Annotated in this window: 14 protein-coding genes; 7 read left to right on the plus strand and 7 right to left on the minus strand. The window is 47.6% G+C overall.

The features are described 5' to 3' along the window. Window positions 1-314 precede the first annotated feature (314 nt). Both mnmA and Q4A73_RS06385 read right to left on the minus strand, forming a co-directional pair. Window positions 315-1,331, minus strand: coding sequence for a tRNA 2-thiouridine(34) synthase MnmA (gene mnmA / locus Q4A73_RS06380; protein WP_303206622.1), 1,017 nt, complete (start codon window positions 1,329-1,331; stop codon window positions 315-317). Further along, a complete protein-coding gene (locus Q4A73_RS06385) occupies window positions 1,331-1,933 on the minus strand; it encodes a TIGR00730 family Rossman fold protein (RefSeq protein ID WP_303206623.1) in 603 nt (200 codons plus the stop codon). Before Q4A73_RS06385 ends, mnmA begins: the two co-directional genes overlap by 1 nt. A gap of 252 nt (window positions 1,934-2,185) precedes the next feature. On the opposite strand from Q4A73_RS06385, the gene Q4A73_RS06390 reads away from it, so the two are divergent. Genes Q4A73_RS06390 through Q4A73_RS06405 form a run of 4 tightly spaced genes read left to right on the plus strand, consistent with a single transcriptional unit; the run spans window position 2,186 to window position 6,661 of the window. Beyond that, window positions 2,186-3,823 carry an L-lactate permease gene (locus Q4A73_RS06390; RefSeq protein WP_303206624.1) on the plus strand — a complete coding sequence of 546 codons (1,638 nt, stop codon included), beginning with the start codon at window positions 2,186-2,188 and terminating at the stop codon, window positions 3,821-3,823. Window positions 3,824-3,835: 12 nt separating this feature from the next. Further along, a complete protein-coding gene (locus tag Q4A73_RS06395; protein WP_303206625.1) occupies window positions 3,836-4,573 on the plus strand; it encodes a (Fe-S)-binding protein in 738 nt (245 codons plus the stop codon). Further along, entirely contained in the window at window positions 4,570-6,012 is a 1,443-nt protein-coding gene (locus Q4A73_RS06400) for a LutB/LldF family L-lactate oxidation iron-sulfur protein (protein ID WP_303206626.1), read from the plus strand. The genes Q4A73_RS06395 and Q4A73_RS06400 overlap by 4 nt, the downstream gene beginning before the upstream one ends. After that, window positions 6,005-6,661 (plus strand): lactate utilization protein C, encoded by a 657-nt coding sequence (locus Q4A73_RS06405; RefSeq protein WP_303206627.1) that lies wholly within the window; start codon window positions 6,005-6,007, stop codon window positions 6,659-6,661. The genes Q4A73_RS06400 and Q4A73_RS06405 overlap by 8 nt, the downstream gene beginning before the upstream one ends. A 32-nt stretch (window positions 6,662-6,693) precedes the next feature. On the opposite strand, the gene Q4A73_RS06410 is transcribed toward Q4A73_RS06405, so the two are convergent. From Q4A73_RS06410 to Q4A73_RS06430, 5 genes are read right to left on the minus strand one after another with little or no spacing between them, the layout of a single operon-like run. Continuing rightward, window positions 6,694-7,560 carry a 1-aminocyclopropane-1-carboxylate deaminase/D-cysteine desulfhydrase gene (locus tag Q4A73_RS06410; RefSeq protein WP_303206635.1) on the minus strand — a complete coding sequence of 289 codons (867 nt, stop codon included), beginning with the start codon at window positions 7,558-7,560 and terminating at the stop codon, window positions 6,694-6,696. After that, a complete protein-coding gene (locus Q4A73_RS06415) occupies window positions 7,547-8,494 on the minus strand; it encodes an OmpA family protein (protein WP_303206628.1) in 948 nt (315 codons plus the stop codon). The genes Q4A73_RS06410 and Q4A73_RS06415 overlap by 14 nt, the downstream gene beginning before the upstream one ends. Further along, window positions 8,484-9,827: a MotA/TolQ/ExbB proton channel family protein gene (locus Q4A73_RS06420; protein ID WP_303206629.1), complete on the minus strand. Its 1,344-nt coding sequence runs from the start codon at window positions 9,825-9,827 to the stop codon at window positions 8,484-8,486. Before Q4A73_RS06420 ends, Q4A73_RS06415 begins: the two co-directional genes overlap by 11 nt. Window positions 9,828-9,843: 16 nt before the next feature. Continuing rightward, window positions 9,844-10,908: a class II fructose-bisphosphate aldolase gene (gene fbaA, locus Q4A73_RS06425; RefSeq protein WP_303206630.1), complete on the minus strand. Its 1,065-nt coding sequence runs from the start codon at window positions 10,906-10,908 to the stop codon at window positions 9,844-9,846. Beyond that, complete coding sequence (locus tag Q4A73_RS06430; protein ID WP_303206631.1) at window positions 10,908-11,717, minus strand: peptidylprolyl isomerase; 810 nt, start codon at window positions 11,715-11,717, stop codon at window positions 10,908-10,910. The genes fbaA and Q4A73_RS06430 overlap by 1 nt, the downstream gene beginning before the upstream one ends. Before the next feature lie 87 nt (window positions 11,718-11,804). Here Q4A73_RS06430 and nth point away from each other — a divergent pair, with 87 nt between their 5' ends. From nth to Q4A73_RS06445, 3 genes are all read left to right on the plus strand, one after another. After that, window positions 11,805-12,437, plus strand: a complete 633-nt coding sequence (gene nth / locus Q4A73_RS06435) for an endonuclease III (protein ID WP_303206632.1) — start codon at window positions 11,805-11,807, stop codon at window positions 12,435-12,437. A gap of 115 nt (window positions 12,438-12,552) precedes the next feature. Then, window positions 12,553-13,164: a trimeric intracellular cation channel family protein gene (locus Q4A73_RS06440; RefSeq protein WP_303206633.1), complete on the plus strand. Its 612-nt coding sequence runs from the start codon at window positions 12,553-12,555 to the stop codon at window positions 13,162-13,164. Window positions 13,165-13,174: 10 nt separating this feature from the next. Continuing rightward, a complete protein-coding gene (locus Q4A73_RS06445) occupies window positions 13,175-13,375 on the plus strand; it encodes an EexN family lipoprotein (protein WP_303206634.1) in 201 nt (66 codons plus the stop codon). Window positions 13,376-13,423 lie beyond the last annotated feature (48 nt).

Here is a 13,423-nt window from a genome sequence, read left to right on the forward strand (position 1 = left end):
GCTGCGGGCGGGTGAAGGGGCGGTGCGGGGGTATTTTCAGGCCGCGAAAATTGGCTGGCATGGCGACGGGTAGAATTTGGCTGAGCGGACGAAATTCTACCAAAACGATGGCTGGTTTGAATGAGGCTGCGTGAGAGTTGTGGCCGATGGGGATCTTGCTGACTCTGTGGCCGGAGAGGAGTAAAATTTCAAGCGGCTGGGGGGCTGGACGGAGTGCGAGGCTGCAGGACGCTGGAGGCGGTGGAGTGCAAGGCAGGGGTTTGAATGGGGAGGAGACTTGTGGGAGGAGCGAAGGGGAATTGAAGCGCTGGGGATCAATCGATAAACCCGCTAGCGATGACCCTGTCCCTGTCGTAAAAAACCGCCATTTGCCCGCTGGCTAGGCCATAGACGGGCTCGCCAAGGTGGATTTTTGCCGCGCCATTTTGATCGATTTGCACTCTGCAGGGGGTGGATTTGGAGCGGTAGCGGATTTTAACCTCGCAGTCTAGATCGCTAGCATCGATGAAGAGGTTGATATTTTTGAGTGAAAATTCGCTCACTTTCAGCTCCTCCTTCGTGCCGACTACGATTTGATTTTGCTCGGGCTTGATTTTCAGCACAAAATGCGGCTCGTGCGCCCCTCTGACCTCAAAGCCTCGCCTCTTGCCTATGGTGTAATGCATGTAACCCTCGTGCCGGCCGACCACTCTGCCGCTGCTATCAAGCACCTCGCCGCTGCGCTTGGTGTCCATGAACTGCTCCAAAACTTGCACATAGGTATCCTCCACAAAGCAAATTTCACTGCTTTCTTTTTGTGTGGCGAAGGATTTTAGCGGCTCAATGCTTGCCGCAAAGGCTTTAACGTCCTCTTTTTTCATCTCACCTAGCGGGAAAATGAGGTATTGCAAGGCTTCTTTTTCGGCACTGGCTAAAAAATAACTCTGATCCTTGCTCTCATCCAGGGCGGTTTTGATGCAGCCGTCCTCAAGCCTCGCATAGTGCCCGGTGGCTAGCTTTTCACAGCCCAAGCTTTTGGCAAATTCTAAAAGCTTACCCAGCTTGATGAAGCGATTGCACAGGGCGCAGGGATTGGGCGTTTTGCCCTCTTTATAGGTATCGACAAAGGGCATATAGACCCTAGCCTTGAACTCCTCCTGCAAGTCCAAGATGTGATAAGGAATCTGCAAAAAATGCGCCACTTTCTCCACTTTGGCGATGTTTGCTTCGTGATAGCCTGGCTTTCCGTGCAGCTTCATGTAGCAGCCTATGACCTCGTGTCCTGCGTTTTTGAGCTTGTAGGCGGTTACGGTGCTATCAACCCCCCCGCTCATCGCGACCAAAATTTTCATCATTGTCCTTTCAAAATTTTCATCATCAATTCTAAATCATCAGTGATTTGATACTTTAGCTCATCGCCCTTGGAAATGACCTCGTGTCGCAGCAAGGAATTTTTGATGAAGGCGTCAAACCCCTGCCAAAAATCCTCTCCATAAAGTAGAATTGGGATGTCTTTTTTAAAGGCGAGTTGCTTGAGGGTTAAAATTTCTAGCAACTCGTCCAAGGTCCCAAAGCCGCCCGGGAAAATCACAAAAGCAAGACTCTTTTCAATAAGAGCCATTTTGCGAATGGCTAAGCTCTCAAAAGTGATGCCGTACTCTACAAATTCATTGAGCTTTTGCTCGTAAGGGAGCAGGATATTCAAGCCCACAGAATGGATAAAATCCCCACCTGAACCGCAAGCGCCCTCATTAGCCGCTCTCATAATGCCCCCGCCCCCGCCGCTGATCACGCAAAAGCCCTCTTCCACGCATCTTTTAGCGAGAATTTTAGCCTGCTGGTAGTAGAAATTATCAGACTCCAACCTAGCCGAACCAAAAAAGGTAACGGGGTTCTTAAGGTCGGGTATCTTAGCGAAGTTTTCTAAATCTTTTCTTACGATGTTTAAGCTCATCAAATGGCCCTCAATAGCGAAAATCAAGCCCTGATTTTAGCCAAAAAATTTTCTTTCTCGTCAATGATTTATAAAAATTTCAAGCCTTGTTTTTGAAATTCAAACGCAATAAACAATAGCCAAGAACTTGTTACCATTTTACTCAAATGCTAAAATAATCACCTTTACAAATTGTAAAAATTTGTCCCATTTAATGATAAATTTTTACAATCATTAACGCAAATTTTAACAAATTTTTTAAGGAGATTTTCGATGTATCAGCAGCTCATAGACCCGTTTGGGAGCATCTGGATTAGCGCTTTGGTGGCGTTTTTGCCCATCCTGTGTTTTTTGATGTGCTTGCTCACTTTTAAGCTCAAGGGCTATCAGGCAGGCTTTATAACCGTCATCGTGGCGAGCCTGATAGCCTTTTACGCCTACGGTATGCCCTTTTCTTTGGTGGGGGCATCCTTTGTGCAGGGCTTCGCGCAGGGAATGTGGCCCATCGCGTGGATCATCATCGCAGCGATCTTCCTCTACAAGCTTTCCATCAAGTCAGGCTCTTTTGAGGTGATTAAAGAAAGCGTGATGACCATCACGCCAGACCATAGAATTCAGGTGATTTTGATCGGCTTTTGCTTCGGCTCATTTTTGGAGGGAGCGATTGGCTTTGGTGGGCCGGTGGCGATTACGGCGGCGCTGCTTGTGGGGCTTGGACTACGCCCACTTCACGCTGCGGGGCTCTGCCTCATCGCAAACACCGCCCCCGTAGCCTTTGGCGCCGTGGGAATTCCCATCATCGCGATGTCCAATTTGGTCCAGGTCGAGCAGTATGAGGTGTCCGCCATGGTGGGGCGCATGCTCGTGCCACTGAGCCTCACCATACCTTTTTTCTTGATATTTTTGATGGACGGCATCAAGGGCGTGAGGGAGACCTTCCCGGCGGTTTTGGTTGCCTCTGTGAGCTTCACGGCCACGCAGTTTTTGAGCTCAAACTACCTTGGCGCTGAGTTGCCAGACATCGTATCGGCGGTGGTTTCCCTGACCTGCACCACGGTATTTTTGAAATTTTGGAAGCCCGCCAATATCTTTCGCTTTGACGACTTGAAGGACTTCTCATCGCACACTCAGCTTGAATTTGGCAGGGTGTTTAAGGCTTGGCTACCCTTCATCCTCCTCATCGTCTGCGTCATCATTTGGACTCAGCCTTGGTTCAAGGCGCTCTTTGCGAAGGGTGCCCTGTTTGATTACACTAAGGTAGCCTTAAGCTTCAACAATATCGAAGGCTCCATCATCGACAAAGCGGGCAAAACCATCGGGCTGAGTTTGGACATCAACCTCATCGCCTTGCAGGCGGGGACGGCGATTTTGGTAGCGGCGCTTTTGACCATACTTTTTCTACGCATCAAGTCCAATGTCGTAGAGGACGCTCTGGGCGACACCCTCAAAGAAATGGCCATGCCCTGCATCACCATAGGTTTGGTTGTGGCCTTCGCCTTCGTGGCGAAAAATTCAGGCATGAGCGCGACTTTGGGCACCGCCTTTGCCACCACGGGGAGCGCCTTTGCGTTCTTTAGCCCAGTCATAGGCTGGATAGGGGTCTTTTTAACGGGCTCTGATACCAGCTCCAATCTCCTTTTTGGGACACTGCAGCAGGTCAGTGCCAACGCCCTTGAAATGAAGGAAGCCCTATTTTTAGCCGCAAATTCAGTCGGCGGCGTGGTCGGTAAGATGATAAGCCCACAAAGCATCGCCATAGCCTGCGCGGCGGTGGGGCTTGTGGGACGGGAGTCGGATTTGTTTAAATTCACCTTCAAGTACTCGGTATCCTTCATCATTTTGATTGGAATTTGGACCTGCATCATCGCATTTTTCCTACCCGGCATCATCCCGGATGTGGTTGCGAAGTGAAGAGGCCAGAATATGGACAAAGCATATTTTTACGCCACTTGCTTGGGCACAGCCGCGATGCAGGAGATGGTTTTAAACGCCATCAAACTTCTACGCCGTGAGGGCGTGGAGGTGATTTTTAAAAAAGATCAAACCTGTTGCGCCCAGCCCTCCTTCAACTCAGGCTATTTTAAGGAAAGCAAAGAGGTCGCCCTCTACAATGTGAATTTATTCGACAAACCCTACCCCATCATCGTCCCAAGCGGCTCTTGTGCGGGGATGATGAGCCATGATTATTTGGAGCTTTTTAAGGACTCGCCCGAATTTGAAAGGGTGAGGGAGTTTAGCGCTAGGGTGACGGAGCTTTCGCAGTTTTTGGATGAGGTTTTGAAGGTGGATTACGAGGACAGGGGTGAGCCTGTGAGGGTTACTTGGCACTCCAACTGCCACGCCTTGAGGGTGCAAAAAAGCATAACTTCGAGCAAAAACCTCATCAAAAGGCTTAAAAATGTGGAGCTGGTGGAGCTTGAGTATGAGGAGGAGTGCTGCGGCTTTGGAGGGACCTTTTCTGTGAAAGAGCCCGAAATTTCAGACGCCATGGCAAGGGCGAAGATTCAGGACATACAAAATACAGGTGTGAAATACCTCATCAGCGCGGATGGGGGCTGTCTTTTGAACATAGACGGCACGATGCGAAAAATGGGGCTTGATGTGAAGGGGCTTCATTTGTATGATTTTTTACTCAAAAGACTTGAAGGAGGGCGCTTATGAGTGTCGAGCAAAAATTCCCGCACGAGCAAATCATCCGAAGCAAGCTCAAAGACAAGCAAATGCGTGAAAATTTAACCAAGGCCATGCACACCCTGCAAAAAAATCGCCTCAAGGTTATCGATGAGAAATTTGAGGATTGGCAAGGCTTGAGGACCAAGGCCGAGCAGGCGAAAAATAACGCCCTGATGAGCCTTAAAGAAAGGCTTTTGGAATTTGAAAAAAACGCCACGAAAAACGGGATGAAGGTGCATTGGGCCAGTAGCGATGAGGATGCCTGTGCGATCATTTACGAGCTGATGCGACAGAAGAATATCCGAAAAATTCTCAAGGGCAAATCCATGGCGAGTGAGGAAATAGGGCTCAATCACTATCTGGAAAAGAAGGGCCTAAGGGCGATTGAGACGGATTTGGGTGAGTTGATTTTGCAGCTTGATGGCCAGACTCCGGTGCATATTGTCGTGCCAGCTATCCATCGTAATCGCTATGAAATCGGTGAAATTTTCAAAGAAAAGCTGGGCTCAGAGCTTGAGAGTGAGCCTGAAAAGCTCAACGCCATCGCCAGAAAATATTTGCGCGATGAATTTGAGGGCCTGGAGCTGGGACTGACGGGCGTGAATTTTGCGATGTCAAGGGAGGGGGCGATTTGGCTCATTGAAAACGAAGGCAACGGCAGGATGTGCACCACAGCCCCCGACATACACATCGCACTTTGCGGGATCGAGAAGGTTTTGGAGAGCTTTGAAGACGCAGCGACCATGGTGCATTTGCTCACCCCTTCGGCCACGGGGCAGTTCATCCCCACTTACAACAATATCATCACAGGGCCGCGCAAAAATGGGGACTTGGACGGGCCTAAGGAGGTGCATGTCATTTTGTTTGACCATCACAGGAGTGATATGCTCGCGCATAAGGACTATTACGAGGCTTTGCGCTGCATCCGGTGCGGCGCCTGTATGAATTTCTGTCCCGTGTATGATAAAATCGGCGGTCATAGCTACCAGACCACTTACCCTGGCCCCATTGGTGAGGTGATCAGCCCGAATTTATTTGGCATCGATAAAACGGGGGATATTTTGAGCCTTTGCTCGCTTTGTGGGCGCTGCTCGGAGGTTTGTCCGGTGAAAATTCCGCTAGCCGATCTGATACGAAAGCTGCGTTGTGATAAGGTGGGACAGGGGGAAAATCCTCCGCTAGGAGCAGACGCCTTGCATCCTAGCAAGATGGAAGCCTTCGCGATGAGGGGCTTTAAAAATTTAGCCACGAACGGCGATCGATGGCGTTTTTCTTTGTCAAAGGTGCATTATTTGAACTATTTTGTGCAGAATTTTGGCGGTGTTTTGCCCGTCGTTAAAAAATGGCGGACCTTCAAAGAGCTGCCGCAGCTTAAATTCAACCTTTATGAAGAGGTGCAAAAAATACAAGGAGTGAGCTATGAGTGAGGTGGAGCTTATTTCGGCCAGGAGTAGGGAGGAAATTTTTGCCAGACTGAATGATGCCTATGAGGATAAGAAATTTTCACGCCTTGAGAGCATCGATCCTGTGGGGCATATCGCTTCAAGGGGTGAAATTTTGGGCGAGATGAAACAAAAAATGAGCGACAATAAATACATGGTCGAGGAGAGTGCGGCGGAGGATTTGGAGGAGAAAATCAACGCCATCGCGGAAAATTACGGCTATGAGAGTTTGATTTATCCGGCGAATTTAAACTTGGATATGGAAAAAATTAGGGCTGGCAAAAAAATTTGCTTCGATCAAGAAATTGAAGCTTTGAGGCGGGAGGTTTTTCATAGCGATTTTTCCATCATTAGGGCAAGGTGCGGGGTCAGCTCTCACGGGGTGGCTTTGGTGCTTTCAAGTCCGGCTCAGCCTAGAATGCTCTCTCTAGCACCCAAGCTTTGCATTGTTTTACTGCAAAAAGAAAATGTTGTCGCTTCTTTGGCCGAGGCTTTAAATTTGGTGAAAAAAGAAAACGAAATTTTACCGAGCAATATCCTCTTCATCGCCGGACCCTCGCGCACCGCAGACATAGAGCTCATCCCTGTTTTTGGAGTGCATGGTTCACAAAAAGTGCATATTGTTTTGTATTAAAATTGCAGAAATCATCACTTTCATACATTTTATTACAAGTTATGGGCCAAATATCGCTCGAGCATCGTTTCATTTCCGCTCAGTCCGCCCTGATGCAGGTATAAAATCCGCCCCAATTTCGCCCTGTGATGCAGCAGGGTCCTAAGGCCCGGCATGTCATAAAGCAGGTCAAATTCCACGCGGCATTCTCGTCTGATGGCCTCATAAAGGGCGTAAAATTCCGCGTAGGGTTTGGCGAAGTGGTATTTTTTGGGCGGCTCTAGGATGTGAAGATTGGAAAAGTCATAATCTGGCTCAAGGCTTGAAATTTGAGCCCGCAAATAGGCACTTCCTCCGATGCAAGCGCAGGTGAAAACCCTAAATTTGCTGTATTTGGCCAAAAAGGCGGCCGCTGTGCCCGTGCCTGAGGGTAAGAAAATATCAAAGTCCACGCCCATTGCCCTGCTTTGATCCTCAAGCTCTCGGGTGAGCTCTTGGTAGCCCTGCGCCGCATCTTGCGTGGCTAGGCCCTGGGGGATGAGGATGTCTCCTTTGGCACACAAACTGAGGGCGAAATCTTGGAGCGAGGGGAAATTTTGGGGCTTTTTGATAAATTTCGTCCCGTTTGCAAGGGCTAGGGCGTAGTTTCCGCGAGGGTTTTTTTCCAAAAAAGTGCTGGATCGTTCAAAGGCGTAAGAAAGCCTGAAATTTCGCTTTTTGCTAAAAAGACTCAAAGCCGCTAGGGCATTGCTTTGCAGTCCTCCGTAGCTTACGAAGTGCTGATTTTGGGGATAGTTTTGGGCTAGGTGAAAGCTCAGTTTTCTGGCCTTGCCGCCAAATTCGCTCAGCAAATCATCGCGCTTTAGGTAAAATTCAAGGCCCCTAAAACAAAGCTTGTCAATCCTACTAACGAAGCTCAAAGAAATTCTCAAGCTCCTCGATGGCGTTATCGTTTTTGATGCTAAATTTTATCTCAATCCTGCGGCTAAGATCCTTATCCTCCACGCCGTTTTTCAAAATGGGCACTGAAAAAGACCGCCCACTTGCCATCAAAAGCTTTTGCAATTTCTCATCCCGATAAAAACTATAGATAAAATTCATCACCTCATAGGCTCTTTTTTGGGACAGATCCAGATTGTAAATGTAAGAACCGTCGCTGTCGGTATGCCCCTCGATGATGATGTTTTCGATGTTTTTGCTGATGTTCTCATCGTTTAAAATCGCCGCAAAATACCCGCTTAAAATTTTCTTTAAATTCGCCTTCGCCTCGTCCTTGAGTGCGAAGGAGTCCTTATCAAACAAAACCTCCGCGCTCAGGGAAAGCGCTCCCGTTTTTTTGTCGATGCTGATGTTTTCATCAAGCTTATTTTCTAGCTGCGCGCTTAAATTTTCTCGGATGAAATGCAAAGAATTCACCCTAGCCCTAGCCTCCCTAAAGTCCTCCCGCAGGGCATGAAGCTCCCTTTCATTTCTATCCAGTTGCCCGAGTAAAATGAGAATTTGCTTGTCTTTTTCGTCAAGATTGGCATGTAGCTCCTTGCTAAGGCGCGCATAATCGCTGACATTGGCCTCAAGTTCGGCCTTTTGGGAATTTATCCTGCTAAGGGTGTTGAAGGTGGCGTTCAGATCCCGACTCAGCTCAAAGACGATGGCTTCCTTATCGCGCAGGGCTTGTTTGCTCTGCTCCAAGCGCTCTTCTTGGAGGTTGAGATTATTTTTGATTTGCCTCAGATCGTCTTGGGTGAGGACATATTTCACCACGATAGCGCCGATGAGCAGGATGAAGATGAAAAGCAAACCTGCCATCAAGTCCGCATAAGCTATCCAAAAATTGCCCCCGTCCCTATTTTTCATCCTGCTTTTCTTCTTCGTCTTTTACGGACTCTTCGCTGCTTGGCTTTGTGTCAAATTTTGCGATGAGATCTTGAGTTTCGTCGTTGAGTTCGCTAAGCTCTTTTTTAAATTCACTCATCAACTCAAGCTTATCATCAATGCTTTTTTCCTCCGCATAGACTTCTTGAAATTTTTGCATCCCCTCAAAAAGGCTATCCCTAAAGCCGTTGAAAACCCTCTCCTGACTTTCTAGCATCGTCCTTTCGTAAAGCTCAAAATTCTTAGCAAAACGGTCGATTTTTTCCTCAAAATTCTCCAGAGTTTTATCCAGATGCGTGATTTTCTCGGAGCTCACATCCAAGAGACGATAATACTGCTCACTCATCCTTGTGCTGATCTCCTTCATGCTTTGATTGAGCGTGCTGACGCCGTTTAGCATCTCGCTGTAAAGCTTGGCTAAATTCCTTTGATCCCTTTGGGTTTTAGAAAGCTCACTCATGCTTTGCTTGATGTGCTCACTGCTGAGTCTGATGGCCTTTTCTTCGATATTGAGCATGTCTTGGAAGATGGCAAATTTGCGTTCGATGGTATGATCGAGCTCGGCAAAAAAATCATCACGCGCCACCTGTTTGAAGATCGCGCCGATCTTGTCAAAATGATGCAAGCTCTCGCTGAGGTATTTGAGATCAAGCTCCTCCTTCGTCCAAAAAAAGCCACTGGTTGAATTCCTTTGTCGGTTGAGTAATTTTTGCATCTTGCTCGTGCCAAATTTTTCAAAAAATATCCACCACAAAGCTAGGAAAATCCCATAAATAGAAACATAAAACGCAGTGCCGACCCCGCTTAGAAGCACGGCGATTTCTTGCTCAAGAGCCTCTGTGTTTGTGGAGCTGAAATTGGGCATTGAAAGAGCGATGCTGACAAAGGTGCCCAAAATCCCCATCATGGGGAAAATTGTAGAGCCTATGGCGGCGAAATTTTCATTGCGCGTTCCCTTGATGTAAGCATGAGCAAAGTCATCAAAGCTCGCGTTGGACTTCGTGTCCTTGCCTATGGTTAAAAAATGCTTCATGATATGGCGCTTGAGGGCCTGTTTGAATTCGTCTTTTTGCTGCTCGAAGATATTATAGGCATATTCCGCGCTGTGCCTTGCAAAAATCAAAGCGGTCAAATAAATAAGTCCCGTCATCACTAGGGTGTGGATCTCAACCTGAAAATTGATTTGCTTCAAATACCCCAACACGACAAAAAGATAAAGCAGGGTGGGGATGAGGATGATTTTAAAATAGACCAAAAAGCCTTTTTTTTCTTTATTTTCTGGCAAGACAAGCTCGGAAAATTCCTTCGTATCCATAAAGACCCCGTAGAATTTAATTTTTATTGACGCAATTGAGGCACTCAAAGGCGATCTCTAGCCTCTTTACCATACTCTCCTCACCAGCCCTCAGCCACACTCTTGGGTCGTAATATTTTTTATTTGGCCTGTCCTCGCCCTGTGGATTGCCGATTTGTCCCTGCAAGTAAGCCCTATTTGACGCCTCATACTCGCGCACCCCGTCCCAAAAGGCCCACTGCGTATCGGTGTCGATATTCATCTTAACCACCCCGTAACTCACAGCGTCCCTAATGTCCTGCAGCTCACTGCCACTGCCCCCGTGAAAGACGAAATGGATGGGCTTGTCTTGCGAAAGCTTGAATTTTTCTTTGACAAAATTTTGAGAATTTTTAAGAATCTCGGGCTGGAGGCTCACATTTCCGGGCTTATAAACCCCATGCACATTCCCAAAACTCGCCGCTATGGAGAATTTATCACTGATTTTCATCAGCCTCTCATAGGCCAAAGCGACATCTTCAGGCTGGGTGTAAAGCTTGGCATTATCGATATTTGTATTATCCACGCCGTCCTCTTCGCCGCCCGTGCAGCCCAGCTCCAGCTCGAGGCAAATCCCCAGCGCGTCGAGCTTTTTGAGATAGGTCTCACAGGTGCCCAGATTGCTCTCCAAATCCTCCTCGCTCAGATCCAGCATGTGAGAGCTGAATAAGGCCTGTTCGTTTTTTTGCTTGAATTCAGCGTTGGCTAGGATGAGGGCATCGATCCAGGGCAGAAGCTTCCTCGCGGCGTGATCGGTGTGTAAAACCACAGGCACGCCGTAGGCCTTGGCGAGTGAATGCACATGCTTTGCCCCACTGATAGCGCCTAAAATTTCGCCGCCCGGGCAGGATTTACCCGCGTAGAATTTCGCCCCACCGTTGGAAAACTGGATGATGACGGGGGAGTTGATTTTTTTGGCGCTTTCTAAAACGGCATTGACGGAGTGACTGCCTACGACATTGACGGCTGGGAGGGCAAAGCCCTCACTTTTGGCGTAATCGTAGAGTAAATTGAGCTTCTCGCCGCTGACAACCCCCGCAGGAACTAGGTCTAAAACGCCCATTATTTTATTTCCACCTTGGCGGCGTTGTAAAGCTCTTGCGCTTTGAGATTGATTTGTTTTTGAAATTCTTCAAACTGCAAACTGCTTTCGATGCCCTGCTTCACATCGTTAAATTTCGCCTGCTCCTCCGCTCTAGAGTCCTCTTTTAAGATAACGTGATAGCCAAAATTCGTCTTCACTGGAGTTGTGGTCAGATCGCCTTTTTTGAGGGCAAAAACCGCATCAGTGAAAGGCTTTACCATGGCTGATTCATCAAACCAGCCCAATTCCCCGCCATTGCTAGCCGAGCCTGTGTCGATGGATTTTTCCTTGGCAAGCTCTGCGAATTTGCTCTCCAAAGCGCTACCCTTTAGCTTTTTAAGCTCATCGATGATCTTGACCGCTTCCTCTTCGCCTGCGACTAAGATGTGCTTGGCTTTCACCCTCGCAGACTTCACAAACTGGTCCTTATTTTGCTCGTAAAAATCCTTGACCTTCGCAGGATCGATTTTGATGCTTTTCATCAGCTTGTCTTGGTAAAGATTGACCAAAATCGCATCCTTCGCACGCTCAAGCTCTTTAGCGTAGGCGGGGTTTTTTTCAAAATTTTGCTTTTTCGCATCCTGCAAAAGCAAATCTTGCATGATGTATTGCTGCACTAAATTTTTTCGCTCCTGCTCGGGTAATTTATTAAAATCCTGCCCCTTCAACAAGGGCGCGAAAAATTCACTCACATCCGCATCGCTGATTTTTTTGCCATTGACTGTGGCTACTGTGGCTGCATTCAGGCTCGCAAACAAAACTGCGATGACCAAAGAAATTTTTTTCATAAATTTATCCTTAAAAATGAAATATTTGTAGCGTCGAAGCGTCATTATATATAAACTTTGTTAAAACTAATCAACTAGAATGAAAAAATGAAAAGAAATTTACAAATCAAAGAACTTTTTCTTGCCAATTTTCAAAAACCAAGTACAGAGCTGAAATTTTCTAGTCTTTACGAACTCATCGTTTGCGTGATGCTTTCTGCCCAGTGCACCGATAAAAGGGTCAATCACATCACGCCAGCACTTTTTAAGGCCTACCCCGACATAAAAAGCCTTGCAAATGCCAATCTATCAAGCCTTAAAGCCCTCATTCAAAGCTGCTCATTTTTCAACAACAAGGCTCAAAATCTCATCAAAATGGCAAGGGTCGTTTGTGAAAAATTCAAGGGCGAAATCCCACTCAACGAAGCGGATCTGAAAAGTCTTGCGGGGGTGGGACAAAAAACGGCCCATGTCGTTTTGATCGAGTGGTGCGGGGCGAATTTTATGGCTGTGGATACGCATGTTTTTCGCGTGTCGCATCGCCTTGGCTTGAGCCGCGCAAAAACGCCCGAGGCGACAGAGGAGGATTTGACGCGCATTTTTAAGGATAGGCTCAACCACCTTCATCAAGCCATGGTGCTTTTTGGTCGTTACACTTGCAGGGCCAAAAGGCCCCTGTGTGCGGATTGTTTCCTCGCGCATCTTTGCACGAGCGAGGATAAAGAAGGCGGACGATGCTAAGCACTTTCGCCGGTGCCAAAAAAATTCGCAGTTTGCAACTAGGGTGTGGGGATTGTGGGCAAAATTTTTCCACCACATTCAGCGTCTGTCATCAATTGGTGCGTGGGATTTTTTGATGCTCCTCACCACGCTCTATATTATAGGAATTTCAGCCGAGGGCATGACGGGGGCCTTGGCAGCAGGGCGACATAGGATGGATCTTTTTGGCGTGATTTTCATCGCTTTGGTAACGGCCATCGGCGGAGGGAGCATTCGTGATGTGCTTTTGGGGCATTATCCGCTCACTTGGGTCAAGCATCCTGAATACATTATTTTAATTTGCTTTTGTGCGCTCATTGCTACGCGTATCCCGCGCGTGGTGAAGCGGCTTGAGGGTTTGTTTTTAACCCTCGATGCCATTGGGCTTGTGGTCTTTAGCATTTTGGGCGCGCAAATTGCCGTCAATGAAAATTATGGCTGGATTATTGCCATTGCGGCGGCTGTGATTACGGGGGTTTTTGGTGGGATTTTGCGCGACATTTTGTGTATGCGCATCCCCCTTGTTTTTCAAAAAGAAATTTACGCAGGCATTGCTATCATCGCGGGTGGGCTTTATTATGCTCTTGAGGTGTGGATGGAGCTTGATGCGCTTTTATGCACGCTTATAACGCTCATCATAGGCGTGGGGGCTAGGCTTTTAGCGATCAAATATCAATGGTCCTTGCCGATTTTTTCTTATAACGAATGAGGAGCTTTTGATGAAAAGGTGTGGAATTTTTTTCTTTATGATTTTTCTTTTGGGGGCTTGTGAGCGGACAAAATCGGTGGAGTATTATCAAAACAATCCCGAAATCGCTAAAAAAAGGTCCTTAGAATGTCGCGATAAGGCCATCATCAGTCAAGATTGCGTCAATGCCCATAAAGTAGGCTTTCCAAAGGATGAAAATGAAAGCTGGTAGTGGCGCAGCGGACGGGGCTCGAACCCGCGACCTCCGCCGTGACAGGGC

Origin of the sequence: Campylobacter sp., assembly GCF_030528245.1 — a bacterium.
In the GTDB taxonomy this organism is placed as follows: Bacteria; Campylobacterota; Campylobacteria; order Campylobacterales; family Campylobacteraceae; genus Campylobacter_D.

Excerpts from the sequence above, each read along its gene's own strand:
- mnmA (WP_303206622.1), bottom strand. The coding sequence starts at position 1,331 with ATGAAAATTTTGGTCGCGATGAGCGGGGGGGTTGATAGCACCGTAACC.
- Q4A73_RS06385 (WP_303206623.1), bottom strand. The coding sequence starts at position 1,933 with ATGAGCTTAAACATCGTAAGAAAAGATTTAGAAAACTTCGCTAAGATA.
- Q4A73_RS06390 (WP_303206624.1), top strand. The coding sequence starts at position 2,186 with ATGTATCAGCAGCTCATAGACCCGTTTGGGAGCATCTGGATTAGCGCT.
- Q4A73_RS06395 (WP_303206625.1), top strand. The coding sequence starts at position 3,836 with ATGGACAAAGCATATTTTTACGCCACTTGCTTGGGCACAGCCGCGATG.
- Q4A73_RS06400 (WP_303206626.1), top strand. The coding sequence starts at position 4,570 with ATGAGTGTCGAGCAAAAATTCCCGCACGAGCAAATCATCCGAAGCAAG.
- Q4A73_RS06405 (WP_303206627.1), top strand. The coding sequence starts at position 6,005 with ATGAGTGAGGTGGAGCTTATTTCGGCCAGGAGTAGGGAGGAAATTTTT.
- Q4A73_RS06415 (WP_303206628.1), bottom strand. The coding sequence starts at position 8,494 with ATGAAAAATAGGGACGGGGGCAATTTTTGGATAGCTTATGCGGACTTG.
- Q4A73_RS06420 (WP_303206629.1), bottom strand. The coding sequence starts at position 9,827 with ATGGATACGAAGGAATTTTCCGAGCTTGTCTTGCCAGAAAATAAAGAA.
- fbaA (WP_303206630.1), bottom strand. The coding sequence starts at position 10,908 with ATGGGCGTTTTAGACCTAGTTCCTGCGGGGGTTGTCAGCGGCGAGAAG.
- Q4A73_RS06430 (WP_303206631.1), bottom strand. The coding sequence starts at position 11,717 with ATGAAAAAAATTTCTTTGGTCATCGCAGTTTTGTTTGCGAGCCTGAAT.
- nth (WP_303206632.1), top strand. The coding sequence starts at position 11,805 with ATGAAAAGAAATTTACAAATCAAAGAACTTTTTCTTGCCAATTTTCAA.
- Q4A73_RS06440 (WP_303206633.1), top strand. The coding sequence starts at position 12,553 with ATGCTCCTCACCACGCTCTATATTATAGGAATTTCAGCCGAGGGCATG.
- Q4A73_RS06445 (WP_303206634.1), top strand. The coding sequence starts at position 13,175 with ATGAAAAGGTGTGGAATTTTTTTCTTTATGATTTTTCTTTTGGGGGCT.